The sequence below is a fragment of the uncultured Caulobacter sp. genome, from assembly GCF_947036865.1.
GTDB lineage: Bacteria > Pseudomonadota > Alphaproteobacteria > Caulobacterales > Caulobacteraceae > Caulobacter.
The window spans coordinates 227,424-251,014 of record NZ_CAMQSF010000002.1 but is presented as its reverse complement, the minus strand read 5'-3'; the positions used below and the strand labels follow the sequence as shown (position 1 = coordinate 251,014).

Here is a 23,591-nt window from a genome sequence, read left to right as displayed (position 1 = left end):
GGGAAGGACCGGATAGCCCGAACTTCCCCCTCCGGTCTTCGGCCGCCTCCCCCTCGGGGGGAGGATCTATTCCTAAAGCTTCAGCGCCGCTTCCACCGCCGCGCGGGCCGCCACGCCGAGGTCCGGACGCTTCAGGGCCAGGGCGACATTGGCGCGCAGCAGGCCGATCTTGTCGCCGCAGTCGTGGGTGACGCCTTCATAGACGTAGGCGTGGAACGGCTGCTGGCTCATCAGCTTGGCCATCGAGTCGGTCAGCTGGATCTCGTTGCCGGCGCCCTTCTCCTGGCTGGCCAGCAGGGCGAAGATCTCGGGCTGCAGGATGTAGCGTCCGGCGATCGCCCAGTTGGACGGGGCCGTGCCTTGCGGCGGCTTCTCGACCATGCCGGTCATGGTGGCCAGACGCCCGTCGACCTGGCCCGGAGCGACGACGCCGTACTTGTGGGTCTCGCTCTCGGGCACTTCCTCGACGCCGATCACATTGCCGCCGCCGACCTGGTTGTAGACGTCGACCAACTGGCCGAGGCACGCGCGCTCCGCGTCGACGATGACGTCCGGCAGCATCACCGCGAACGGCTCGTCGCCGATGATGTCGCGGGCGCACCAGACGGCGTGGCCAAGGCCCAGCGGGGCCATCTGGCGCACGAAGCTCATCTCGCCGGGCTTGGGCAGTTCGGCGCGCAGCTGGGCCAAGATGTCGGTCTTGCCCTTGGCCTCCAGCTGGGCCTCCAGCTCGATCTGATGATCGAAATAGTCCTCGATCGCGCCCTTCGAGCGGCCCGTCACGAAGACGAAGTGCTCGATGCCGGCCTTGCGGCCTTCCTCGACGATGTAGGACAGGATCGGCCGGTCGACGACGTTCAGCAGCTCCTTCGGCGTCGTCTTGGTGCCGGGCAGCACGCGGGTGCCCAGGCCGGCGACGGGAAGGACGGCTTTGCGAACGGGTTTCATGAGCGGCTCGTCTGCTGTTGCGGGGCTTTTCTAGGGGGCGTCGACCGCAAAGACCATCGCCGTTCCGCGAAAAATCGTTGGCGGTCCCGGCGAGGCGGTCGGGAGATGAACTCCCGCGCGCGCCGTGCTAGCTGGACGGCCAACGCTCTTTAAGGTTCCCGCATGCACCGCCGCGCCCTGATCGCCCTTTCCCTGTCGGCCCTGACCCTCGCCGCCTGTGGGCCCAGCCAGAAGGCCAAGGAGAACCTGTCGATCGCCGACGCCTTCATGGCCAAGAACGCCAAGGAACCGGGCGTGATCACCCTGCCGCAGGGCCTGCAGTACAAGGTCGTCCGCGAAGGTCCGCCCGGCGGGATCCACCCGACCCAGGCCGACGAGGTCAAGGTCCATTACGAGGGCAAGCTGCTGGACGGCACGGTGTTCGATTCCAGCTACGAGCGCGGCGTGCCGGCGGTGTTTCCGCTGGACGGCCTGGTGCCGGCCTGGATCATCGCCCTGCAGCGGATGAAGGCCGGCGACGAGTGGATCCTCTATGTCCCGCCGGCCCTGGGCTATGGCGACCAGGACAAGGGCCCGATCCCGCCCAACAGCGTGATGATCTTCCGGATCGAGTTGCTGGACGTGAACCGCCTCGGGCCGGGCAAGCCGAAGGAATAGCTAGACGACGCGCGGCGGGTAACCGCTCTCGCGCAGGGCGTCCATGACCTCCTGGGTGTGCTGGGCGTCGCGGGTCTCGATGGTGATGTCGAACTCCGCGCCCTTGGCCGGCACGTCCAGCGCCAGGCGGTTGTGGTTGACCTCGATGATGTTGGCGCCCATCGCGCCGATGACGTGGGCCACCGTCGACAGCAGGCCCGGACGGTCGTCGCCGATGATCCGCAGGGACGCCAGCCGCTGGGCGCGGACCAGCTCGCGCGTCAGGACCGAGGCCAGCAGGCGGGTGTCGATATTGCCGCCGCACAGGATCAGGCCGCACTTCTTGCCCCGGAACCGCTCCGGATAGGCCAGCAAGGCGGCCAGCGACGCGGCGCCCGCGCCCTCGGCGATGGTCTTCTCGACATTGCAGTACAGCGAGACGGCCTGTTCCAGGTGCGGCTCTTCCAGCAGCAGCACGTCGTCGATCAGCGGGCGCACGACGCCGTAGGTCAGGTCGCCGACCTGCTTGACCGCCACGCCCTCGGCGATGGTCTGGCCGCCGCAATGGGCGGCGACGCCGCGCATGCGGGCGGTGAACGAGGGATACATGGCCGGCTCGCAACCGACCACGCGGATGTCGGGCTTCAGGGCCTTGGCCGCCGTGGCCACGCCGCTGATCAGGCCGCCGCCGCCGATCGGCACCGGCAGAACCTCCAGATCGGGCGCGTCCTCCAGCATCTCGAGCGCGATGGTGCCCTGGCCGGCCATGATGTCGTAGTCGTCGAACGGGTGGACGAAGGTCAGGCCCTGCTCGTCGCGCAGCTTGCGCGCGTGGGCGTTGGCGTCGTCATAGGTCTCGCCCTCGATGATGACCGTCGCGCCGAAGTCGCGGGTGTGCTGCACCTTCACGAACGGCGTGGTCTTGGGCATGACGATGGTGACCGGCACGCCCAGGCGCGCGCCGTGATAGGCCAGGCCTTGGGCGTGGTTGCCGGCGCTGGCGGCGATGACGCCGCGCGCTTTTTCCACCTCCGACAGCAGCATCAGCTTGTTCAGCGCGCCGCGCTCTTTGTAGGCGGCGGTGAACTGCAGGTTCTCGAACTTCACCCACACCTCGGCGCCGGTGATCTTCGACAGGGTCTTGGAGTGGCGGCACGGCGTGCGCTCGATCTGACCCTGGAGACGGCCGGCGGCGGCCTGGATGGCGGCGAGATCGAGGGACATGAGGGCTTCGCACTCCGGGGGACGGAACTCGACCGGGCCTCTAGCACGCCGTGACCGTCCGGGCACACCCTTTACGGCGCGGCTTCCAGCAGCTTTTCGATCGCGCCCCAGGCCTCGGGCTCGGTCAGCATGGGGGCATGGCCGACGCCGGGGACCTCGACATAGGCCATGGCGGGGGCGGCGGCGCGCATGCGGTCGGCGATCGCGGGGTCGATCAGGTCCGAGATCCCGCCGCGCACCAGCAGCAGCGGGCGGTCCTTGGCCAGGGCCCGGAACAGCGGATACATGTCCGGCGGCGCCAGGGCCTGACCGCCCTCGGCCTGGGTCTTGGCCGCCGCCTCGGCCGCGGCCTTGATCGGGGCGGCGATGTCGGGGTCGTAGGCGAGGATGAAGGCGCCGTCCCGCTGGTCGAACAGGCGGCGGGCGAAGACGTCCCAGTCCGCCGGGCCGTAACCGGGAAAGGCCGCTTCGTTGATCGCGCGGGCATAGGCGACGGCCGCGTCCCAGGTGTCGAAGCGGCTGGCGAGGCCGGTATAGCCGGCGATGCGCGCCAGGCCGACGGGCGAGAGCTCGGGCCCCACGTCGTTGAGCACGGCGGCGGCGATCGCCTCGGGCTTCAGCGAGGTCATCACCATGGTGATCAGCCCGCCCATGCTGGTCCCGACGAAGACCGCTCGCTCGACGCCGGCCGCCGCCAGCAGCGAGACCATGTCGGCGGCATAGGTCCCCGGATGGTAGTTCATCGGGTTCGGGTCGCGCGCCGACAGGCCCCGGCCGCGCACGTCGACCGCCAGCACCCGCCGGCCCGTGGCGGCGATCCTCGGCGCCAGGTCCTCGAAGTCGCGGGCGTTGCGGGTCAGGCCGTGGATGCAGATCACCGGCGACTTCCCGTTCCCCACGGCGGGGGCGTAGTCCCGCGCGTGCAGCGGCAGGCCGTCGCGCGCGGTCCAGAAGAAGTCGGTGAAGCTCATTGCGGTGCTCCGATTTCCCCGGCGAACGGTCGCGGGTTCAGTACGTGAACGGCGACTCGATCTCCGCCAGCAGCGGGGCCGTGTTGTCGCGGGCGTTGGCGGTGATCTCGGAGGCTGGGATCGGCCAGTCGATGCCGATCGCCGGATCGCTCCAGCGCAGGCCGCCCTCGGCCTCGGGCGCATAGTAGTCGGTGACCTTGTAGAGCACCTCGCAGGCGTCGGTCAGGGTGAGATAGCCGTGCGCGAACCCCTTGGGCACGAGAAGCTGCTGGCGATTTTCGGCTGAAAGCTCCGCGCCGACCCATTGGCCAAAGGTCGGCGAACCCGCGCGAATATCGACCGCCACGTCGAAGATCGCGCCCACGACGCAGCGCAGCAGCTTGTCCTGCGCGTGCGGCGGCTTCTGATAGTGCAGGCCGCGCTGGATGCCCCGGGCCGTCGAGCGGACATGATTGTCCTGCACGAAGGCCGCGCTGAAACCCGCGTCTTCCAGCGCCGATCGCCGGAAGGTCTCGGAAAACCACCCGCGCTCATCGCCATGGCGCGCCGGCGTGATAAGCAGCACTTCGGGGATCGCCAGAGGGGTGATCTTCATGACGCGCGACCTGCCTTGAGAAACGAACCGGCCACCGATGCCGCCTGAAGCGATCGAAAACAAGCCCCCGGCGGTCACCGTGGTCATCGTCTCCTACCAGAGCGGTCCGACCTTGCGTTCATGCCTGGATCGGCTGGGGGAGCAGACCTTCCGCGACTTCGAAACGCTCCTGATCGACAACGCCTCGACCGACGGCGCGCCGCGCGCCGTGGCGGAGGCTCACCCTTGGGTCACGCTGGTCGAGGCCGGGGCGAACCTGGGCTTCGCGGCGGGCAACAACCTGGCGGCTCGGCGGGCCAGGGGCCGCTGGCTGGTCCTGCTCAATCCCGACGCCTATCCCGAGCCCGACTGGCTGGCCGAGCTGATGGCCGGCGTCGCGCGCCACCCCGAGGTCAAGAGCTTCGCCTCGCTGCAGCGGTCGGCCGACCGGCCCGGCCTGCTGGACGGCGCGGGCGACAACGTCACCAGCGCGGGCATACCGTTCCGAGGCGGTTATGGCCGGCGCGCGCCGGCGGCCCTCCCCGAGGGCGAGGTGTTTTCGGCCTGCGGCGCGGCCCTGTTGATCGACCGCGCGCTCTTCTTGGAGGTCGGCGGCTTCGACGAGCGCTTCTTCTGCTACTGCGAGGACGTCGATCTCGGCTACCGCCTGCGCCTGCGGGGGGAGCCGACCTTGTTGCTGCCCAAGGCGGTGGTGGCGCATGTCGGCTCGGCCAGCACCGGCGTGCGGTCGGACTTCGCGATCTTCCACGGCTCGCGCAACCGGATCTGGACCTTCGTCAAGAACACGCCGGGCTGGCTGTTTCCCGTCACCCTGCCGCTGCACGTGGCCGTGACGGCCGGGCTGCTGCTGCTGCACTGGCGGCGCGGCGACGTCGCGCCGGCGATCCGAGGGATCAAGGCGGCTCTCAAACGCGAGGACCTCGCCCAGGTGCTCGCCGATCGCCGCGCGATCCAGGCGCGCCGCGAGGCTTCGCCAGGCGCGATCCTGCGCGTGATGGCGCTCGACCCGATCGCCTTCCTGGGCCGCCGCCTCGTGATCAGGCGATGGAAAGGTCCTCGATCAGCCGCCGCATGAACGCCGCCCCGCGCTGCATCTGGCTGATCTCGACATATTCGTCCGGCTGGTGCGCCTGGTCGATCGAGCCGGGGCCGCAGATCACGGTCGAGAAGCCCGCGCCCTGGAACTGGCCCGCCTCGGCGGCGTAGGGCACGACGCGGGGCGGGCCGTTGTCGCCGGCCAGCCGGCGCGCGAAGGCCTCGGCCGCGCCGTTCTCCTCGGGCGCGAAGGCGGGGGTCAGCGAGCGGCGCTCGACCCGCACCCCGCCCTCGGGCGCCTTGGCCTTGATCTCGGCGTCCATCGCCTCGGCGGCCGCGAAGAACTCGGCCAGCAAGGCCATGGGGTCCAGACCCGCCGGGGTGCGCAGGTCGAAGACGAACACGCACTCGCGGGCCAGGATATTGACCGCCGTGCCGCCATTGACCTGGCCGATGGTCAGGCTCGCGCCCTTCGGGGTGAACGGCGAGGCCGGATCGGCTTCCCGCTCCAGGCGCTCGGACAGGTCGACCAGCATGGCCATAAGCCTGATGGCGGCCATATTGGCCGAGACGCCCAGATGGGTCAGGCTGGAATGGGCCTCGCGCCCGGTCACGGTCACGACGAAGCTGGCGATGCCCTTGTGGCCGCGCACGGCGACCATGTCGGTGGGTTCGCCGACCACCACCAGGGCCGGTCGCGGCAGATCGCGCGCGATGACCTCGATCATGTCCGGCGCGCCCAGGCAGCCGACCTCCTCGTCATAGGAGAAGGCCAGATGCACCGGCCGCGACAGGGTCGCCTCGGCCAGATCCGGCGCGGCGGCCAGGGCCAGGGCCAGAAAGCCCTTCATGTCGCAAGTCCCCCGGCCGTAAAGCCGACCGTCTCGTTCAGTCAGGATCCAGGGATCGCTGGACCACGGCTGGCCGTCCACGGGCACGACGTCGGTATGGCCCGACAGCACGACGCCGCCCTCGACCGTTGGCCCGATCGTGGCCAGCAGGTTCGACTTGGTCCCATCCGCGTTCGGCACGCGGCGCGAGGGCACGCCCAGATCGGAAAGATAGGCCTCGACCCACTGGATCAGCGCCAGGTTCGAGCGGCGCGACGTGGTGTCGAACGCCACCAGCTTGGCCAGGAGGTCGATCGCGCGATCGGAAAGGACTTCGGAGGAAACCATTCGCCGAGCCTAGACCCTTTCGGCGCGACCCGGCCACCCCCGGACGGGCGACGCGGGAGGCGGGGCATGAATGTGCCGGCGTTTGCCGCTTTTCGCCGCGCGACGAGCGATTTCGTGCGCGCCGCGCCCGACGAGACGCTTTTCTTCGGCGGCGGGGTTCTCTAGAGGGGGCGCACCATGATCCTGACCCTCTCCTGCCCCGACCAGCGCGGCATCGTCGCCAAGGTGTCCGCCTTCCTGTTCGAGCGCGGCTGCAACATCCTCGACGCCCAGCAGTTCGACGACCAGGAGACCGGCCAATTCTTCATGCGCGTGGTGTTCGACGCCGACGGCGCGGCCAAAAATACCGAGCGCCGCGTCGCTCTGCGGGGTGAGTTCGGCGCCCTGGCCGACAGTCTCGCGATGAAATGGACGCTGCGCGATCGCGCCGAGCGCTACCGCGTGCTGCTGCTGGCCAGCAAGTTCGACCACTGCCTGGCCGACCTCGTCTATCGCTGGCGGATCGGCGAGCTGCCGATGGACATCGTCGGCGTCGTCTCCAACCATCCGGCCGAGACCTATGCCCACATCGACCTGACCGATCTGGCCTTCCACCATCTGCCGGTGACCAAGGAGACCAAGTTCGAGCAGGAGGCCGAGCTCTGGAAGCTGATCCAGGAGACGCGGACCGACATCGTGGTGCTGGCGCGCTACATGCAGGTGCTGTCGGACGGGCTGGCGGCCAAGCTGCAAGGGCGCTGCATCAACATCCACCACTCGTTCCTGCCGGGTTTCAAGGGCGCCAAGCCCTACCACCAGGCCCACGCGCGCGGCGTGAAGCTGATCGGGGCCTCGGCCCACTACGTCACCGGCGATCTCGACGAGGGGCCGATCATCGAGCAGGACGTCGAGCGGATTAGCCACCGCGACACGCCAGACGACCTGATCCGCAAGGGCCGCGACATCGAACGCCGCGTCCTCGCCCGCGCCCTGCGCTATCGTTTGGAAGATCGCGTGCTGCTGAATGGCCGCAAGACGGTGGTGTTCACCGACTGAGGACGGGGTGTTGCGTCCACGCTAGAGACTGGAGTACGGGGGCGTACCTCTCCATCACTTGAGCGTTTCACGACATGTCGCAGCAAACTCTTCGCGTGATGGTGACCGGCGGGTCCGGTTTCATCGGCTCGGCCGTCTGCCGTCATCTGGCGAGCCAGAACGCCGTGGCGATCCTCAACTACGACAAGCTGACCTACGCGGCGTCGCCGGCGAGCCTCGCCATGCTGGAAGGCCGGGCCGACTACAGGTTCGTGCGGGGCGACGTGGCCGACGCGGCGCTGGTCGGCGAGACGATCAAGGCCTTCCAGCCCGACGTGATCATGCATCTGGCGGCCGAGAGCCACGTCGATCGCTCGATCACCGGCCCGGGCGAGTTCATCCAGACCAATATCGTCGGCACGTACGTCATGCTGCAGGCGGCGCTGGAGCACTGGCGCGGCCTGGCGGGCGAGGCGAAGGATCGCTTCCGCTTCCACCACATCTCGACCGACGAGGTGTTCGGCAGCCTCGGCGCCGAGGGCCTGTTCTCCGAGACGACGCCCTACGATCCGCGCTCGCCCTATTCGGCGTCGAAGGCGTCGTCCGACCATCTGGCGCGGGCCTGGCATCACACCTACGGCCTGCCGGTGGTGGTCTCGAACTGCTCGAACAATTACGGCCCCTATCACTTCCCCGAAAAGCTGATCCCGCTGGTCACGCTGAACGCCCTGGAGGGCAAGCCGCTGCCGGTCTACGGCAAGGGCGACAATGTCCGCGACTGGCTGCACGTCGAGGACCACGCCCGCGCCCTGCACCTGATCGCCACCCAGGGCGTCCCCGGCGAGAGCTACAATGTCGGGGGGCGCAACGAGCGCACGAATCTCCAGGTCGTCGAGGCGATCTGCGACATCCTCGACGCGCTTCGCCCGGTCGAGGGCCTGAGGCGGCGGGACCTGATCACCTTCGTGACGGACCGGCCGGGCCACGACGCCCGCTACGCCATCGACGCCACCAAGCTTGAGACGGAACTGGGTTGGAAGGCCCAGGAGACCTTCGACACGGGCCTGCGCAAGACCATTCAGTGGTATCTCGACAACGAAGCCTGGTGGGCGCCGTTGCGCCAGCGCTACGCCGGCCAACGCCTGGGCCTGAAGAGCGCCTGAGGCCAACCTCGGCGCCGCGGCGGCGGCCCGAAAAGGCCGGCCTCGGCTCCGAACCCCTGGAAAAGGCGCGCGGCGTCGGCGACAGTCCCTGGCGATGACCAACGCTGTCATAAGAAAGCTGGGGAGGATTCCGGTGTCCAAGACGATCATGCTCGCCGTCATGGCGGCGGCGCTGGCGGCCGCGCCCGCGGCGCCGGCCCTGGCCCGCCCCGTCGCCGCGGCCGACACGCCCTCGCCCGTCAGGATCGACAAGACCCGGATCGACGCCGCCCTGAAGGCCATGGTCGACAGCGGTCGCGCCGTCGGCGTCTCGGCCCTCGTCTGGCAGGACGGCCAGGCGCGCTATTTCGGAGCCGCCGGCATGGCCGACCGCGAGGCGGGCAAGCCGATGCGCCGCGATACGCTGGTCCAGATCTACTCGATGACCAAGCCGGTCACCGGCGTGGCCTTGATGCAGCTTTGGGAACAAGGGCGGTTCGGCCTCGACGATCCGCTCTCGCTCTATCTGCCCGAGTTCGCCCAGATGAAAGTGATCGACGGCCAGGGCCGGACACGGCCGGCCAGCCGCCCGATCCTGATCCGCGACATCCTGCGCCACACGGCCGGCTTCTCCTACGGCGGCGGCGAGGGCCCGGCCGACGCGGCGTTCCGGGCGGCCGATCCGCTGAACCTGAAGAACGACCTCACCGAATTCGGCCATCGCCTGGCCGGCGCGCCCCTCGTCGATGATCCAGGCGCGCGCTGGAGCTATAGCGCCGCCGTCGACGTCCAGGCCCTGCTGGTCGAGAAACTCTCGGGCCAGCCGTTCGAGGCCTATGTCCGCGCCCACATCCTCGATCCGCTGGGCATGAAGGAGACCGGCTGGACCCAGCCCGAAGCCGCCTTCGCGCGGCTGGCGGCGACGTACAACAAGGGTCCCGACGGCAAGCTCGTCCGCCAGGACGACACCGAGACCCGCAAGCTGAACTTCGACCCGGCGCGGCGGCTGACCCAGGGCGGGGCCGGGCTCGTGGCCTCGATCGACGACTATGCCCGCTTCGCGCGGATGCTGCTGGGCGAAGGCGCGCTGGACGGCGTCCAGATCCTGAAGCCCTCGACGGTGAGGATGATGGCGACCAACAATCTCGACGCCCGCGTCACCGAGCGATCCTTCCTGCCGACCAAGGGCTCGGTCGGGTTCGGCCTGGATTTCGCCGTGCGCATGAAGCAGCCGCGGACGCCCGACGAGAACCGCGGCGCGGTGGGCGAATTCTTCTGGGACGGGCGCGAGACGACGCTGTTCTGGGTGGATCCGGCCAACCGGCTGACGGCGGTGTTCTTCGTCCAGACCTATCCGTTCGACGCCAGCCTGCATCGCGACTTCCGCGCGGCGGTGTACGGGCCGGACTATCTGGGGCCGAAGGGCGACTAGGGTCTGGCCGCCGGGGCGGCGGAGCGGTCGGCGCAGCCTTTCAGGGTTTCGCCGTCGACCCAGACCTCGGCCCGCCAGCCATGGCGGCGGTCGGACATGCCGTCCGAGCAGTCGCCGGGCGTCAGCCGCAGGACAAGACGCCGCTCGCCCGCCGAGGCGTCCCAGACGCCCTGGTCGCCATCGGCGCGCGGACCCGGATTGGCGGTGACGAGGTCTTGCTGGTCGGGACGCGTCAGCGTCATGCCGCCCGCCCGGACCTTCACGCTCCAGAACGGCTCGGTCCCACCTGCGTCGAAATCGCCTCCATAGTCCGGCCCGAGGATCACCGGCGCGTCGGCGGGCGGCGGCGCGGTCTCGCTCGCGCCCATCGGCGCGTCGCAGGCGGCGAGGGCGAGCAGCGCGGGGCCGATGGCGATGAGGATCCTGGCGCGCATGTCTCTGGCTATCCCGGCGAGGCCTAGTGACGCTAGACTCGACGGCGATGAATCGGAACGCCCGTCCCACCTTCCTGGAATTCTTCGCCGGCGGCGGCATGGCGCGCCTGGGCTTGGGCGAGGGCTGGACCTGCGCGTTCGCCAACGACTTCGATCCGGTCAAGGCGGCCACCTATCGCGCCAACTTCCCCGACGCGGCGGCGCATTTCCACGAAGGCGACGTCTTTGGCGTGTCCGCCGAGGCGCTGCCGACGGCGGAGCTGGCCTGGGCGTCCAGCCCCTGCCAGGATTTCAGCCTGGCCGGGACGCGGGCGGGCCTGGCGGGCGGAAAGTCGTCGGCCTTCTTCGGCTTCTGGACCCTGATGAAGGCGCTGTCGGCACAGGACCGCGCGCCGCCGGTGATCGTCATCGAGAACGTGGTCGGTCTCTTGACCTCGCACGGCGGGGCCGACTTCACCGCGCTCTGCCGGGCGCTCGCCGACGAGGGTTACCGTTTCGGCGCGCTGGAGATCGACGCCGGCGCCTTTCTCCCGCAGTCGCGGCCGCGCGTCTTCGTCATCGCCACCCGACTGCCGACCGACGCGCTTGAGGGACCCAGCGCCTTTCAGACCCGCGCGGTGCGCGAGGCGGCGGCGCGGCTGCCCGAGGATCTTCGGGCCGGCTGGATCTGGTGGGGCGCGCCGCCGCCGCCCCCGCGCAACACAGACCTGGCGTCGGTCCTCGAACCCGACGCGGAGGTCGCCTGGAGCCCGCCCGCGCGAACCCAGGCCCTGCTGGCCCTGATGGCTCCCGCGCATCGGCGGGCCGTCGAGGACCGGATCGAGGCCGGCGGCCGGTCGGTCGGCGCGGTCTTTCGGCGCATGCGCGACGGCGCGCAGCGGGCCGAGGCGCGGTTCGACGGCCTGGCGGGCTGCCTGCGCACCCCGCGCGGCGGCTCCTCGCGCCAGACCCTGCTCGTCATCGAGGACGGGGTCGTGCGGTCGCGCCTGCTGACGCCCCGCGAGGGGGCGCGCCTGATGGGCCTGCCCGACGACTATCGACTGCCGCGCGCCCAGACGGCCGGTCTCCAGGTCATCGGCGACGGGGTCGCCGCGCCGGTGGTGCGCTGGCTGGCCGAGACCCTGCTGGAACCCCTCCTCGATAGGAAAACTGCAAGCCTGGCCGCGGAATGACCCGCTGACAGTCCCCGCTTCGGGGTCTAGGGTGCGCCGCTTTCCGCACACCCAGGGCTTCCGAGGTTTCCGATGGACGACGCTTCCTCCCTCTACGACGCCGCGCGCTTCAAGCGGGCCGGTCGCGGCAAGATCTACGACTCGATCGTCGACACCATCGGCGACACCCCACTGGTGCGGCTGCCGCGCCTGTCGGCCGAGCTGAAGCCCAAGGGCGAGGTCGTCGCCAAGCTGGAGTTCTTCAACCCGATCGCCTCGGTCAAGGACCGCATCGGCGCCTCGATGATCGAGGCGCTGGAGGCGCAAGGAATCCTGAAGCCCGGCGCGACCATCATCGAGCCGACCTCGGGCAATACCGGCATCGCCCTGGCCTTCGTCGCGGCGGCCAAGGGCTACAAGCTGATCCTGGTCATGCCCGAGAGCATGTCGATCGAGCGCCGCAAGATGCTGCTGCTGCTGGGCGCCAAGCTGGAGCTGACGCCGGCCGAGAAGGGCATGCGCGGCGCCGTGGCGCGGGCTCAGGAGCTGATCGAGGCCACGCCCGGCTCGGTCATGCCCCAGCAGTTCGAGAACGGCGCCAACCCGCTGGTCCACCGCGTCTCGACCGCCGAGGAGATCTGGAACGACACCGCCGGCGCGGTGGACGCGATCGTCTCGGGCGTCGGCACCGGCGGCACGATCACCGGGGTCGGCCAGGTGCTCAAGGCGCGCAAGCCGTCGCTGAAGATGGTCGCGGTCGAGCCGGAGGCCTCGCCGGTGCTGTCGGGCGGCGCGCCGGGCCCGCACAAGATCCAGGGCATCGGCGCCGGCTTCGTGCCGGGCGTGCTGGATCGCGGCGTGATCGACGACATCGTCCAGGTCAGCAATGACGACGCCTTCGCCATGGCCCGCCGGGCCGCCGCCACCGAGGGGCTGCCGGTCGGCATCAGCTCGGGCGCGGCCCTGACCGCGGCCTTCGACCTCGCGCTGCGCGACGACTACGCCGGCAAGCTGATCGTGGCGATCATCCCCAGCTTCGCCGAGCGTTACCTGTCGACGGCCCTGTTCGAGGGGCTGTAGCCGGCGCGCCTTGACCGACGTCTATGACAAGGCCAAGCGCTCGGCCGTCATGGCGCGGGTCAAGAGTAAGGACACGGCGCCGGAAAGGGCCTTGCGGCGGATCCTGACCGGCCTGGGCGCGCGCTATCGCCTGCATCGCAAGGACTTGCCCGGAAACCCCGATCTCGTCTTGCCGGGGCGCAAGCTGGCGATCTTCGTCCACGGCTGTTTCTGGCACGGCCACGATTGCGCGCGCGGATCGCGCGTTCCACGGGCCAATCGCGACTACTGGCTGGCCAAGGTCGGTCGCAACGTCGCCCGGGACGCCCGGTCCATCGCGGCCTTGATCGCCGACGGATGGCGCGTCGAGGTGGTCTGGGAATGCGAGCTCAGGGACGAGGCGGCCCTCGTCGCGCGTCTTCAGACCCTGCTGGCGCGCGGCTCGACGGCGGCGGACACCCCGCCCGCCAGCACCTGAGCCAAGGCGCCGAACAGCTCGCCCGGATCGATCGGCTTGCTGACGTGGGCGTTCATGCCGGCCGCGACGCAGGTCTCCCAGTCCTTGGGCGAGGCCGAGGCGGTGACCGCGATCACCGGCGTCGCGCGGTTGGGACTCTTATCGGCGCGCAAGGCCCGCGTGGTCTCGCGACCGTCCATGCCGGGCATGTAGACGTCCATCAGCACCGCGTCGAAGACCTCGGCGTTCAGGCGTTCCAGGGCTTCCTGGCCGGACTCCGCCAGGGTGGCCTCGACGCCGAACGGCTGCAGCACCAGTTCGATGGCGCGCCGATTGACCACGTGATCGTCGACGACCAGCACGCGGAGACCCTGGATCGAGCGGCCGTCGACCTCGGCCTCCGGGGCCTCGGTCGGATCGAGGGCGAGCGTCAGGGTGAAGCAGGCCCCCTCGCCGGGCCGGCTGCTCGCGACGAGGTCGCCGCCCATCAGACGGGCCAGCTGCCGGCTGATGGTCAGGCCAAGGCCCGAGCCGCCGTGCTGGCGCGCGATCGAGGCGCTCAATTGATCGAAGGGCGTGAACAGGCGGGGCAGCGCGGCCTCGGGCAGGCCTGGTCCCGTGTCGCGCACGGCGATCGAGAGGCGCGGGGCTCCATCGACGGTCTCCGCGCTCAGGCTTACGGTGACCTCGCCCCGCTCGGTGAACTTGATGGCGTTGGACAGCAGGTTGTTCAGGATCTGCTTCAGGCGCACGACGTCGCCGCTGACCCAGCGGGGCAGGGTGGACGCGCCGAGCACGCGCAGCCGCAGGCCCTTGCGCGCCGCCTCGGCCCTCCACAGGCGCAGCGTGTCCGACAGCGCCTGGCGCAGGTTGAAGGTCGATTTCTCCACCGTCATGCGTCCGGCTTCCAGACGCGAGAAGTCCAGAAGGTCGTTCAGCAGCGTGCGCATCAGCCCGCCGGCGTCGGCGATCAGCTGAGCGTGGACCTTGGCGCTGGCCTCGGGAACCTCGCTGTGCAGGCGCGCGGCGCCGGCCAGGATGGCGCTGATCGGGGTGCGCAGTTCGTGGCTGATCATCGCCACGAAAGCGGACTTGGCGGCCACGGCCTCCTCGGCCTCGTGCCGGCGGCGTTCGGCCTCGGCCTTGGCGCGGGCTTCGGCCGTCAGGGCGGCGTCCAGGGTGCGCGCGGCCACCACCGCCGAGACGATCATCAGCAGCGCGCCGAACCACAGCAGATCGGCCAGGCCGGCGTGCGGATTCGCCGACCGCGCCACGAACGGCGCGACGAGCAGGTAAAGCGCGTGGGGCGTGGCCGCCATCAGCGTCGCCGAGCGACGGCCGGCGTTGGCGACCACGACGTGAAGCAGGGCCCCGGCCAGCAACATGCCGCCCAACGTCGGGGCGAAGCGGACGGGCGAGGCGAACAGCGGCATGGCCGCGGCGCCGAACGTCGTCGAGGTCACGAACGGGCCGACGAGGGCGCAGACGCGACGCCAGGGGGGAAGCGCCACGGCGGGCCGAACGACGAGCGGACGGCCGATCCAGGAGTCCAGGGCGAAGGTCGTCGTGTAGGCGATGGCCCAGAGCCAGCACCACCACGCCCGCAGATAGACGTGCAGCAGGATGGCGATGGCCGTCGTGGCGCCCAGGCGCACATAGACGTTCGCGCGCCGCAAAACCGCGTCGCGAGCCCCGCCCTCCTGCACGTCGGTCCACGTCATCAGCGCCCGCAACCCCTCCGGTCAGGCCTGCCTCGTCCATGCCCAGGCTAGGCGCGGAGGGTTAGAGGGAAATAAATTGGGGCGGCTCCGTCAATGACTCGCCAGGGCGGGTTTCAGCATCGCTTGGAAAGGAGAGTACGCATCGCCGTTCGGCGAAAGGCGGGTATTATTTACCCCAAGCGGCGCTTCAGGGCCGGGGCCCGAACACGCGGGTCAGGTCATCGCCGTCGACCCCATCGAGCTCCAGGCGCTTGAGCCGGGCGGTGTCCCCGGCGATCATCCGAATATCGGAGCGGGCGATTCCGAGGCGCTTGGCCAGGAAGGCGATCAGCGCGGCGTTGGCCGCGCCGTCCACGGGCGGGCTGGCGACTCGCACCTTCAGATAGGGCCGCCCGTCCACGTCCAGCGCCCAACCTTCGATCGCGTCCCGACCGCCGCGCGGCGTGAGGCGGACCGCCAGGATCTCGGCCAAGGCGGACCGCTAGCCCAGGGCGCCGATCAGCAGCCCGGCGATGTTGCGGTCGAAGATGATGCGGATCACGGTCAGCGCCAGCCAAGCGACGATGGGGCTGATGTCGATGCCGCCGAGGCTGGGAATCACCCGCGAAATCGGCCGCAGGATCGGATCGGTCAACCGCTCCAGCATGGTCAGGATCTGCCAGACGACGCGATTTCGCGTGTTGATGATGTCGAACTGAACCAGCCAGCTGACGATCGCGCGCACGAAGATCAGGAAAATCAGCAGCCCGATGACGGTGTCGACGAGCCAGACGATAGCCGAACCCATGCGTTCCTCGCGAAATGTTGTCGGACGGGATGTAGCGCGCCAGGGAAAGGAAGTCCAAGCCTTGCGCATACGGCGCTTGACGCGGGCGCTCCGGGGCCGTATCTCCGCCGCTCCTTGGGGCCGTAGCTCAGATGGTAGAGCGCCTCGTTCGCAATGAGGAGGTCAGGGGTTCGATTCCCCTCGGCTCCACCAAGGACCCTCCCTAGCCTGTTATCGAGAGCCGACGCGCCGACCGGACGCGAATCGCCGGAGCGGATTCGCGCACGATCATGCCCTTGGCCGACGCAGCGTTTTCCCCAGGCTGCGACGACGCGTCACAGCGTCGCCGCGCCCAATCTCGAGCCTAGCGCGCCGCCGCGGCGACGGCCTCGGGGGTGATGCCGAACTTCTGGTACAGCACTTCGAAGGGCGCCGAAGCCCCGAACCCGGTCATGCCGACGAACCGGCCGGTCTCGCCGATGAAGCGCTCCCAGCCCATCCGGACGCCGGCCTCGACGGCCACGCGCACCGGCGCCGTCCCGATGACGGAGGCCTGGTAGGCGGCGTCCTGCTTGGCGAAGAGCTCCCAGCACGGGGTGGAGACGACACGGGTCGGCTTGCCCTCGGCCTGCAGGATGGCGCGCGCGGCGACGGCGACGCCGACCTCGGTGCCCGAGGCGAAGATCGTCACCTGGGCCTCGCCGCCCTCGGCGGGGAGAAGCTCGTAGGCGCCCTTGGCCGACAGGTCGCCGCCCTGCTCGCGCACGTGCGGAGTCTTCTGGCGCGACAGGGTCATGACCGATGGCGTGCGGGCCTGTTGCAGGGCGACCTTCCAGCACTCGGCGGCTTCCACCGCGTCGGCCGGGCGGAAGACCAGCAGGTTCGGGATGGCGCGCAGGGACGCGACCTGCTCGACCGGCTGGTGGGTCGGGCCGTCCTCGCCCAGGCCGATGGAGTCGTGGGTCATCACGTGGATGACGCGAGCCTCCATCAGGGCGCCCAGGCGGATCGCCGCGCGGCTATAGTCGGCGAAGGCCAGGAAGGTGCCGGAATAGGGAATGACCCCGCCGTGCAGGGCCATGCCGTTCATCGCCGCGGCCATGCCGAACTCGCGTACGCCGTAGTGGACGTAGCGGCCCTCGTAGCCCGGGGCGTCGAACGCGCCCATGCCCTTGACCAGGGTGTTGTTGGAACCGGTCAGGTCGGCCGAGCCGCCGATCATCTCCGGGATCGCCGGGACCAGCTGGTCCAGGGCCGAGCCCGAATGGACCCGGGTGGCGTTGACCGGCTTGGTCTCCAGGGCCTTGGCGATGTGGGCGTCGAGGGCCTCGAAGGCGCCCGCCGGCAGCTCGCCGGCCATGGCGCGCTTGAACTCGCTGGCTTGGATCGAGGCGGCGAGCTTGCCCTCCCAGGCCTTGCGGACCTTGGCGCCGCGACGGCCGACGCTCTTCCAGGCCTTGGCGATGTCGTCCGGTACGGTGAACGGCGCGGCGTCCCAGCCCATCGCAAGCCGGGCTTCACGGATCTGGTCGTCGAACAGGGTGTAGCCGTGGCTGTGGGGGTCGCCTTCCTTGGGACCGGCGCCCTTCGAGATCAGCGTCTTGCACGCGATCATGGTCGGGCGGTCCTGCTTGGTGGCCCAGCGCAGGGCGGCGGCGATCTTGCCGTGGTCGTGGCCGTCGACGACCTTGACCGCCCAGCCGGCGGCCTTGAAGCGGGCGACCTGGTCGCCGGTCTCGGCGATCGTGGCCTCGCCGTCGATGGTGGTGTTGTTGTCGTCGAACAGCACCGTCAGCTTCCTCAGGCGCAGGCGTCCGGCGATGCTGATGGCCTCGTGGCTGACGCCCTCCATCAGGCAGCCGTCGCCGGCGATCACCCAGGTGCGGTGGTCGACCAGCTCATGGCCGAAGCGCGACGACAGATGGGCCTCGGCCATCGCCATGCCCACCGCGGTGGCCAAACCCTGGCCCAGCGGGCCGGTGGTGGTCTCAACGCCCGGCGTATGGTGGACCTCAGGGTGGCCCGGGGTCAGCGAGCCCCACTGCCGGAAGTTCTCGATCTCCTTCATCGTCACGGCCTTGAAGCCGGTCAGGTGAAGCAGCGAATAGAGCAGCATCGAGCCGTGGCCGGCCGACAGCACGAACCGGTCGCGGTCGTGCCAGTTAGGCTGCGACGCGTCGAACTTCAGGAACTTGCTCCACAGCACCGTCGCCACGTCGGCCATGCCCATCGGCATGCCCTGGTGACCGGACTTGGCCTTGTGGACCGCGTCCATCGAAAGGACGCGGATCGCGTCGGCCATCTTGATGGGCGAAACGGGCATGGAAGTTCCGTCTTGTCTTTGTTTTGCGGGGCTGCGCGACGGCGCAGGTGACATGGGAGCCCCCGAGGGTCAACCCGACAAGGGCTAAAGACGGGAGCCGAGCGGGCCTCGTGGGCGCTATGCAACATCGTCCGGAGGCGTTATAGCTGGGGCGATACTTATGCTCATTTTCAGCATAACCCTGAAAGGCCGATCGGTTGGCTAGCCCGTCCTTCTTCTCGCCCTATCGTCATGGCTTCGTCCGCGTGGCCACGGCCGTTCCGAAGGTGAAGCTGGCCGATCCGGCGACCAATGCGCGAAGCGTTCTGGCCCTGGCGCACGAGGCGCACGCGGCGGGCGTGGCCGTGATCGTGTTCCCGGAACTGGGCCTGACCGGCTATACGATCGACGACCTGCTGCAGCAGAACGCCCTGCTGGACGCCGTCGAGGCGGCGATCGCGACCTTGGCCGAGGAAAGCCGGGACCTGTCGCCGCTGATCGTGGTCGGCGCGCCATTGCGCGACGCCGGCCGGCTCTACAACACCGCCGTGGCCATCCACGGCGGCCGGGTCCTGGGCGTCGTCCCCAAGAGCTTCCTGCCCAACTATCGCGAATTCTACGAGCGGCGCTGGTTCACGCCCGGCGCCGGGGTGGCCGGCAAGACCCTGACCCTGGCCGCCCAGACCGTCCCGTTCGGAACCGACGTCCTGCTGCGCGGCGAGGGGCCGACGCCCTTCACCGTGGGCGTCGAGATCTGCGAGGACGTCTGGACGCCCAACCCGCCCAGCACCGCCCAGGCCCTGGCCGGGGCCGAGATCCTGCTGAACCTCTCGGCCAGCAACATCACCATCGGCAAGTCCGAGACCCGTCGCCTGCTGTGCGCCAGCCAGTCGGCGCGGATGATCGCCGCCTATGTCTATGCGGCGGCCGGCGCGGGCGAGAGCTCGACCGACCTGGCCTGGGACGGCCATGTCGACATCCACGAGATGGGCGCCCTGCTGGCCGAAAGCCCGCGCTTTTCGACGGGTCCGGCCTGGACCTTCGCCGACGTCGACGTCGACCGCCTGCGCCAGGAGCGGATGCGGGTCGGCAGCTTCGGCGATTCGATGGCCCTGGCCCCGCCCAAGGTTCCCTTCCGGATCGCGTCTTTCGCCTATGCCCCCCCCGCCGGCGACCTGGCCCTGGCGCGCGGCGTCGAGCGGTTCCCGTTCACGCCGTCGGATCCCGCCAAGCTGCGCGAGAACTGCTACGAGGCCTTCAACATCCAGGTCCAGGGCCTGGCCCGCCGCGTCGAGGCGACCGGCTCCAGGAGCCTGGTGATCGGCATCTCCGGCGGCCTGGACTCGACCCACGCCCTGATCGTGGCCGCCAAGGCCATGGACCAGCTGGGCCGGCCCCGCTCGGACATTCGCGGCTACACCCTGCCGGGCTTCGCGACCTCGGACCGCACCAAGTCCAACGCCTGGAAGCTGATGACCGCGATGGGCGTCACGGCCGAGGAGATCGACATTCGTCCCGCCGCCCAGCAGATGCTGGCGGGCCTGCGCCACCCGTTCGCCAACGGCGAGCCGGTCTATGACGTGACCTTCGAGAACGTCCAGGCCGGCCTGCGCACCGACTACCTGTTCCGCCTGGCCAACCACCACAAGGGCATGGTGGTGGGCACCGGCGACCTGTCGGAGCTGGCGCTGGGCTGGTGCACCTATGGCGTCGGCGACCAGATGAGCCACTACAATCCCAACAGCGGCGTGCCCAAGACCCTGATCCAGCACCTGATCCGCTTCGTGGCTCATTCGGGCGACGTCGACGCGAACACCACGGCGCTGCTGGAGGATATCCTGGCCACCGAAATCTCGCCGGAGCTCATTCCCGGCGAGGAGGTGCAGGCCACGGAAAGCTTCGTTGGGCCCTACGCCCTGCAGGACTTCAATCTCTTCTATCTGACCCGCTATGGCATGGCGCCGTCCAAGATCGCCTTCCTGGCCTGGAGCGCCTGGCATGACGCCGAGGCCGGGGCCTGGCCGGTCGGCCTGCCCGATGAGTCGCGCCGCGCCTATGACCTGCCGGAGATCAAGCGCTGGCTGGAGCTCTTCCTGAAGCGGTTCTTCGCCAACCAGTTCAAGCGCTCGGCCCTGCCGAACGGACCCAAGATTTCGTCGGGCGGCGCCCTGTCCCCACGCGGCGACTGGCGGATGCCGTCCGACGCGACGGCGGACGCCTGGTTGGCGGAACTGCGCGCCAACGTTCCGGACTGAGGAAAACTCTTCGTTCCTCGCCGCTTTGCCTTTAAGCAGCCTTCGCAATAAGGCCCTACGAGGGGCGAAGACTGAGCGTGTGGGGACAAGTCTTGGCTTCGATCTATCCGGTGATCCTGTGCGGCGGCTCGGGGACGCGGCTCTGGCCGGCCTCGCGCAGCGACCAGCCCAAGCAGTTCCTGAAACTGGTCGGCCATCGCTCGTCGTTTCAGGAAACCGTCCTGCGGGTGAAGGGCATCGCCGGCGTCGCCGAGATCGTCATCGTCACCGGCGAGGCCATGGTCGGCTTCGTCGTCGACCAGACGGCCGAGATCGATACGCCGGTCACGATCCTGGTCGAGCCCGAGGCCCGCGACTCCGCGCCCGCCGTCGCCGCCGCCGCCGCCTATGTCCAGCGCCATGACCCGGACGGCGTGGTGCTGATGCTGGCCGCCGACCACCACATCGCCCAGCCCGAGATCTTCCAGGACGCCGCCGTCACCGCCGCCGCCGCCGCCGAGGCGGGCTTGATCGTCACCTTCGGGGTGCAGCCAACCGTGCCGGCCACCGGCTTCGGCTATATCCGCCCGGGCGCGGCTTTGCTGGACGGCTCGGTGCGCGAGGTCGCCGCCTTCGTCGAAAAGCCCGACCAGGAGACGGCCGAGCGCTATCTGCTCGAGGGCTATCTCTGGAACAGCGGCAACTTCGCCTTCAAGGCCGCGACGCTGATCGGCGAGTTCGAGGCGTTCGAGCCGAGCGTCGCCGAGGCGGCCAAGGCCTGCGCCGCCGCCCTGACGCTGGACGGCGGAATCGGCCGTCTCGACGCGGACGCCTTCGCGGGGGCCAAGAAGATCTCGCTCGACTACGCGGTCATGGAGCGCACCACCAAGGCCGCCGTCGCGCCGGCCGCCTTCGCCTGGTCGGACCTGGGCGCCTGGGACGCGATCTGGGAGGCCTCGACCCGCGACGGCGAGGGCAACGCCTGGGCCGGCGACGTGGATCTGCACAAGACCTCGGGGGTCCTGGTCCGCTCGACCGGCCCCTATGTCGGGGTGATCGGCGTCAGCGACATCGTGGTGGTGGCCGAGCCGGACGCCGTGCTCGTTTGCCATCGCAAGGACAGCCAGGCCGTCAAGACCCTGGTCGACGGCCTGAAGGCCAAGGGCCGCTCGATCGCCTCGCGCAAGAGCCTCGCCGCCAACGCCACCGAAACCCTGGTGTCGACCGACGGCTTCGCCGTCGAGCTTCGCCGGGCGGCTCCCGGCGCGGCGCTCACCCTGCCCGCCGCCACGGTGCAGATCCTGGAGGGCGGGCTCGAGATGGACGGCGGCGTCCATGCCGCCGGCGCGGTCATTCCGCTCCCGGCCGAGACGCCCGCGCGCGCGATCGGCGCGGCGACGCTGCTGGTCACGAAGCCGCGCTGACCGCTCGGTCCAGTTCCTGGATGGCCAGGGCGATGTGGTAGAAGGAGCTGGCCGGCGCTGGCTCGTCCACGAAGGTCTCGTCCGGCTGATACTTGTCGCGCCACAGCCCGGACACGGGCGTCCGCAGATAGGCCAGCAGGCCTTCGGCGGCGGCGGCGGCCATGTCCCAGTATCGCGGATCGCCCGTCGCCTCGGCGGCCAGGACCGCGGCCTTGATCCGCTCGGTCTGCGGCCACAGGCGCGCGCCGGCGTCGTGCGTCGAGCAGTCGTCCAGCAAGGCGTTGATCGCCACGCCGCGCGACAGGTCGACGCCGTGGGTCTCGGCGGCATCGATCATGCGCAAGGCGGCGGCCGCGGCGTCCGGACGCGCGACCCGCTTGCCCCAGCGCAGCAGCAGCCAGCCCCACTCGAACTGGTGGCCCGGCTCGCAGATCCGGCCTTCGATCCCGGCCGCCGGCGTCCAATCGAGCTCGAAGAACTCGCGGATCTGGCCGCTGCCGGCGTGGATGAACTTAGACAGCGCCAGGGCCGCGATCTCGTCGGCCAGCATTCGCCAGAGAGGATGGTCGTCGACTTCGCCCCAGGCCAGCATGGCCTCGAAGAGATGCATGTGCGGGTTGGACTGCAGCGGCGCCGTGGGCGGATTGGAGAGGTGGAAGCCGGCGACCGGGTGCTTGCGTTCGGCGATCAGCTTTTCCAGCACCCCCAGGGCGATCCCGCGCGCCTCGGCCGCGCGATCGGGCAAAGCCTTGGCGACGGCCGCCAGGGCGAAGATCGCGAACGCCTGGTCATAGAGGTCGGCGGTCTCGTCCAGGCCCTCGCCGTTCGGGCCGACCAGGGTGCGGAACAGGCCGTCGGGGCGGCGGTATCGCGCGAGGAGAAACGCAAGCCCGTGCTCGACCGCCTCTCGCCAGGGTCCGGTCCAGCCGAGGTCGCCGGCGATCGCATAGGCGAAGATCTGCCGGGGCAGCACCCGCCCGCGCCGGGGGCCGTCGACCGCTTGGCCCTCCTGATCGATCTTCTCGAAGAAGCCGCCCTTGGCGCGATCGGCGCCGATCGTCCACCACAGCGGGTAGGCCGCGTCGGTCGCCCAGGTCTTCAGGCGGTCGCGCAGGCGAGCGGCGTCGGCGAAGGCGGTCATCGAGAGCTCCCGGAACTTCGCTCTTCTAGAGGAGCTTGCGTGACCAGGCCAAGACGGCGGCATGGCCTTTCGGCGCCGGTCGGGTTAGTGCTCGGGCCATGACCGCCCCCGCCGAGCTTCCGCCCCTGAAGGCCGTGTTCCTCGACCGGGACGGCGTGCTGAACATCGACCACGGCTATGTCCACGATCCGGCCAAGCTCGACTGGATCGACGGCGCCCGCGAGGCGGTGGCGGCGATGACCGCGGCCGGCCTGAGGGTGCTGGTCGTCACCAACCAGTCGGGCGTCGGGCGGGGCTATTTCGACGAGACGGCGCTGGCGCGGTTCCACGCCGCCATGCAGGACCAGCTGGCCGAACTGGGCGGGCGTATCGACGCCTTCTATCACTGCCCGTTCCACGAAGCCGCGACGGTGGAGGCCTATCGCGTCGCCGACCATCCCGATCGCAAGCCCAATCCCGGCATGGTGTTGCGCGGCCTGGCCGACTGGAATCTCCAGCCCGGGGAGGCGGTGATCATCGGCGACCGCGACATCGACGTCGAGGCCGGGGCCCGGGCGGGGGTGGCGGGCTATCTGTTCGAGGGCGGCGACTTGCGCGCCTTCGTGGCCCAGGTGCTGGGCGCGCGCGTGCCGGGGCTGGCCTAGGATCCGCGCGGCGGCCGGCTAAGCGCTGGCGCCGGGGGAGCGCTCGGGATAAACCGGGCCGCAACATTCCCATAAGACATCGC

General features: G+C 69.9%; 22 protein-coding genes and 1 tRNA gene. 12 read left to right on the top strand and 11 right to left on the bottom strand.

The window, feature by feature from the left end; all coding sequences use genetic code 11:
• Positions 1–72: 72 nt before the first annotated feature.
• Entirely contained in the window at positions 73–948 is an 876-nt protein-coding gene (locus Q0V34_RS03240) for a UTP--glucose-1-phosphate uridylyltransferase (protein ID WP_297507626.1), read from the bottom strand.
• 162 nt (positions 949–1,110) lie between these two features.
• On the opposite strand from Q0V34_RS03240, the gene Q0V34_RS03235 reads away from it, so the two are divergent.
• Entirely contained in the window at positions 1,111–1,605 is a 495-nt protein-coding gene (locus Q0V34_RS03235; RefSeq protein ID WP_297507622.1) for an FKBP-type peptidyl-prolyl cis-trans isomerase, read from the top strand.
• Here the strand turns inward: Q0V34_RS03235 and Q0V34_RS03230 are convergent, their stop codons facing one another.
• The 3 genes from Q0V34_RS03230 to rfbC form a co-directional block, all read right to left on the bottom strand.
• Positions 1,606–2,808 (bottom strand): threonine ammonia-lyase, encoded by a 1,203-nt coding sequence (locus tag Q0V34_RS03230; protein ID WP_297507619.1) that lies wholly within the window; start codon positions 2,806–2,808, stop codon positions 1,606–1,608.
• A 71-nt stretch (positions 2,809–2,879) separates the two neighbouring features.
• Positions 2,880–3,779, bottom strand: coding sequence for an alpha/beta hydrolase (locus Q0V34_RS03225; RefSeq protein ID WP_297507616.1), 900 nt, complete (start codon positions 3,777–3,779; stop codon positions 2,880–2,882).
• A 37-nt stretch (positions 3,780–3,816) separates the two neighbouring features.
• On the bottom strand, positions 3,817–4,374 hold the full coding sequence (gene rfbC / locus Q0V34_RS03220) for a dTDP-4-dehydrorhamnose 3,5-epimerase (RefSeq protein ID WP_297507613.1): 558 nt from the start codon (positions 4,372–4,374) through the stop codon (positions 3,817–3,819).
• Between the two features lie 37 nt (positions 4,375–4,411).
• Between rfbC and Q0V34_RS03215 the strand changes: the two genes are divergently transcribed.
• On the top strand, positions 4,412–5,449 hold the full coding sequence (locus Q0V34_RS03215) for a glycosyltransferase family 2 protein (RefSeq protein WP_297507610.1): 1,038 nt from the start codon (positions 4,412–4,414) through the stop codon (positions 5,447–5,449).
• On the opposite strand, the gene argE is transcribed toward Q0V34_RS03215, so the two are convergent.
• Positions 5,412–6,587, bottom strand: coding sequence for an acetylornithine deacetylase (gene argE / locus Q0V34_RS03210; protein ID WP_297507607.1), 1,176 nt, complete (start codon positions 6,585–6,587; stop codon positions 5,412–5,414). The two genes, Q0V34_RS03215 and argE, sit on opposite strands and share 38 nt — an antisense overlap.
• A gap of 177 nt (positions 6,588–6,764) precedes the next feature.
• Between argE and purU the strand changes: the two genes are divergently transcribed.
• The 3 genes from purU (at position 6,765) to Q0V34_RS03195 (ending at position 10,175) form a co-directional block, all read left to right on the top strand.
• Positions 6,765–7,622, top strand: a complete 858-nt coding sequence (gene purU / locus Q0V34_RS03205; RefSeq protein WP_297507604.1) for a formyltetrahydrofolate deformylase — start codon at positions 6,765–6,767, stop codon at positions 7,620–7,622.
• 74 nt (positions 7,623–7,696) lie between these two features.
• Positions 7,697–8,764 (top strand): dTDP-glucose 4,6-dehydratase, encoded by a 1,068-nt coding sequence (rfbB, locus tag Q0V34_RS03200; RefSeq protein ID WP_297507601.1) that lies wholly within the window; start codon positions 7,697–7,699, stop codon positions 8,762–8,764.
• A 133-nt stretch (positions 8,765–8,897) separates the two neighbouring features.
• Positions 8,898–10,175, top strand: a complete 1,278-nt coding sequence (locus Q0V34_RS03195; protein ID WP_297507598.1) for a serine hydrolase — start codon at positions 8,898–8,900, stop codon at positions 10,173–10,175.
• On the opposite strand, the gene Q0V34_RS03190 is transcribed toward Q0V34_RS03195, so the two are convergent.
• Positions 10,172–10,609 (bottom strand): hypothetical protein, encoded by a 438-nt coding sequence (locus Q0V34_RS03190; protein ID WP_297507595.1) that lies wholly within the window; start codon positions 10,607–10,609, stop codon positions 10,172–10,174. The two genes, Q0V34_RS03195 and Q0V34_RS03190, sit on opposite strands and share 4 nt — an antisense overlap.
• 47 nt (positions 10,610–10,656) lie before the next feature.
• Between Q0V34_RS03190 and Q0V34_RS03185 the strand changes: the two genes are divergently transcribed.
• From Q0V34_RS03185 to Q0V34_RS03175, 3 genes are all read left to right on the top strand, one after another.
• A complete protein-coding gene (locus Q0V34_RS03185) occupies positions 10,657–11,781 on the top strand; it encodes a DNA cytosine methyltransferase (RefSeq protein ID WP_297507592.1) in 1,125 nt (374 codons plus the stop codon).
• Positions 11,782–11,853: 72 nt separating this feature from the next.
• On the top strand, positions 11,854–12,840 hold the full coding sequence (cysK, locus tag Q0V34_RS03180; RefSeq protein ID WP_297507589.1) for a cysteine synthase A: 987 nt from the start codon (positions 11,854–11,856) through the stop codon (positions 12,838–12,840).
• Between the two features lie 10 nt (positions 12,841–12,850).
• Positions 12,851–13,297 (top strand): very short patch repair endonuclease, encoded by a 447-nt coding sequence (locus Q0V34_RS03175; protein ID WP_297507586.1) that lies wholly within the window; start codon positions 12,851–12,853, stop codon positions 13,295–13,297.
• Here Q0V34_RS03175 and Q0V34_RS03170 read toward each other — a convergent pair.
• The 3 genes from Q0V34_RS03170 to Q0V34_RS03160 all read right to left on the bottom strand — a co-directional run bounded on the left by Q0V34_RS03170 (position 13,240) and on the right by Q0V34_RS03160 (position 15,784).
• Positions 13,240–14,997 carry an ATP-binding protein gene (locus tag Q0V34_RS03170; protein ID WP_297507583.1) on the bottom strand — a complete coding sequence of 586 codons (1,758 nt, stop codon included), beginning with the start codon at positions 14,995–14,997 and terminating at the stop codon, positions 13,240–13,242. The two genes, Q0V34_RS03175 and Q0V34_RS03170, sit on opposite strands and share 58 nt — an antisense overlap.
• Before the next feature lie 187 nt (positions 14,998–15,184).
• On the bottom strand, positions 15,185–15,469 hold the full coding sequence (locus tag Q0V34_RS03165) for a DUF167 domain-containing protein (protein WP_297507580.1): 285 nt from the start codon (positions 15,467–15,469) through the stop codon (positions 15,185–15,187).
• 9 nt (positions 15,470–15,478) lie between these two features.
• A complete protein-coding gene (locus Q0V34_RS03160) occupies positions 15,479–15,784 on the bottom strand; it encodes a YggT family protein (RefSeq protein ID WP_297507578.1) in 306 nt (101 codons plus the stop codon).
• 116 nt (positions 15,785–15,900) lie between these two features.
• On the opposite strand from Q0V34_RS03160, the gene Q0V34_RS03155 reads away from it, so the two are divergent.
• Positions 15,901–15,976, top strand: a tRNA-Ala gene (locus tag Q0V34_RS03155).
• 151 nt (positions 15,977–16,127) lie between these two features.
• Here Q0V34_RS03155 and tkt read toward each other — a convergent pair.
• Positions 16,128–18,086: a transketolase gene (gene tkt, locus Q0V34_RS03150; protein ID WP_297507575.1), complete on the bottom strand. Its 1,959-nt coding sequence runs from the start codon at positions 18,084–18,086 to the stop codon at positions 16,128–16,130.
• A gap of 197 nt (positions 18,087–18,283) precedes the next feature.
• Here tkt and Q0V34_RS03145 point away from each other — a divergent pair, with 197 nt between their 5' ends.
• Positions 18,284–20,320 carry an NAD(+) synthase gene (locus Q0V34_RS03145; protein WP_297507573.1) on the top strand — a complete coding sequence of 679 codons (2,037 nt, stop codon included), beginning with the start codon at positions 18,284–18,286 and terminating at the stop codon, positions 20,318–20,320.
• A gap of 92 nt (positions 20,321–20,412) precedes the next feature.
• Positions 20,413–21,723: a mannose-1-phosphate guanylyltransferase gene (locus Q0V34_RS03140; protein WP_297507570.1), complete on the top strand. Its 1,311-nt coding sequence runs from the start codon at positions 20,413–20,415 to the stop codon at positions 21,721–21,723.
• On the opposite strand, the gene Q0V34_RS03135 is transcribed toward Q0V34_RS03140, so the two are convergent.
• The gene (locus Q0V34_RS03135; RefSeq protein WP_297507567.1) at positions 21,707–22,864 is read right to left on the bottom strand and encodes an AGE family epimerase/isomerase; all 1,158 of its coding nucleotides are present in this window, start codon (positions 22,862–22,864) and stop codon (positions 21,707–21,709) included. The two genes, Q0V34_RS03140 and Q0V34_RS03135, sit on opposite strands and share 17 nt — an antisense overlap.
• A 98-nt stretch (positions 22,865–22,962) precedes the next feature.
• On the opposite strand from Q0V34_RS03135, the gene Q0V34_RS03130 reads away from it, so the two are divergent.
• Positions 22,963–23,508 (top strand): HAD family hydrolase, encoded by a 546-nt coding sequence (locus Q0V34_RS03130; protein ID WP_297507564.1) that lies wholly within the window; start codon positions 22,963–22,965, stop codon positions 23,506–23,508.
• Positions 23,509–23,591 lie beyond the last annotated feature (83 nt).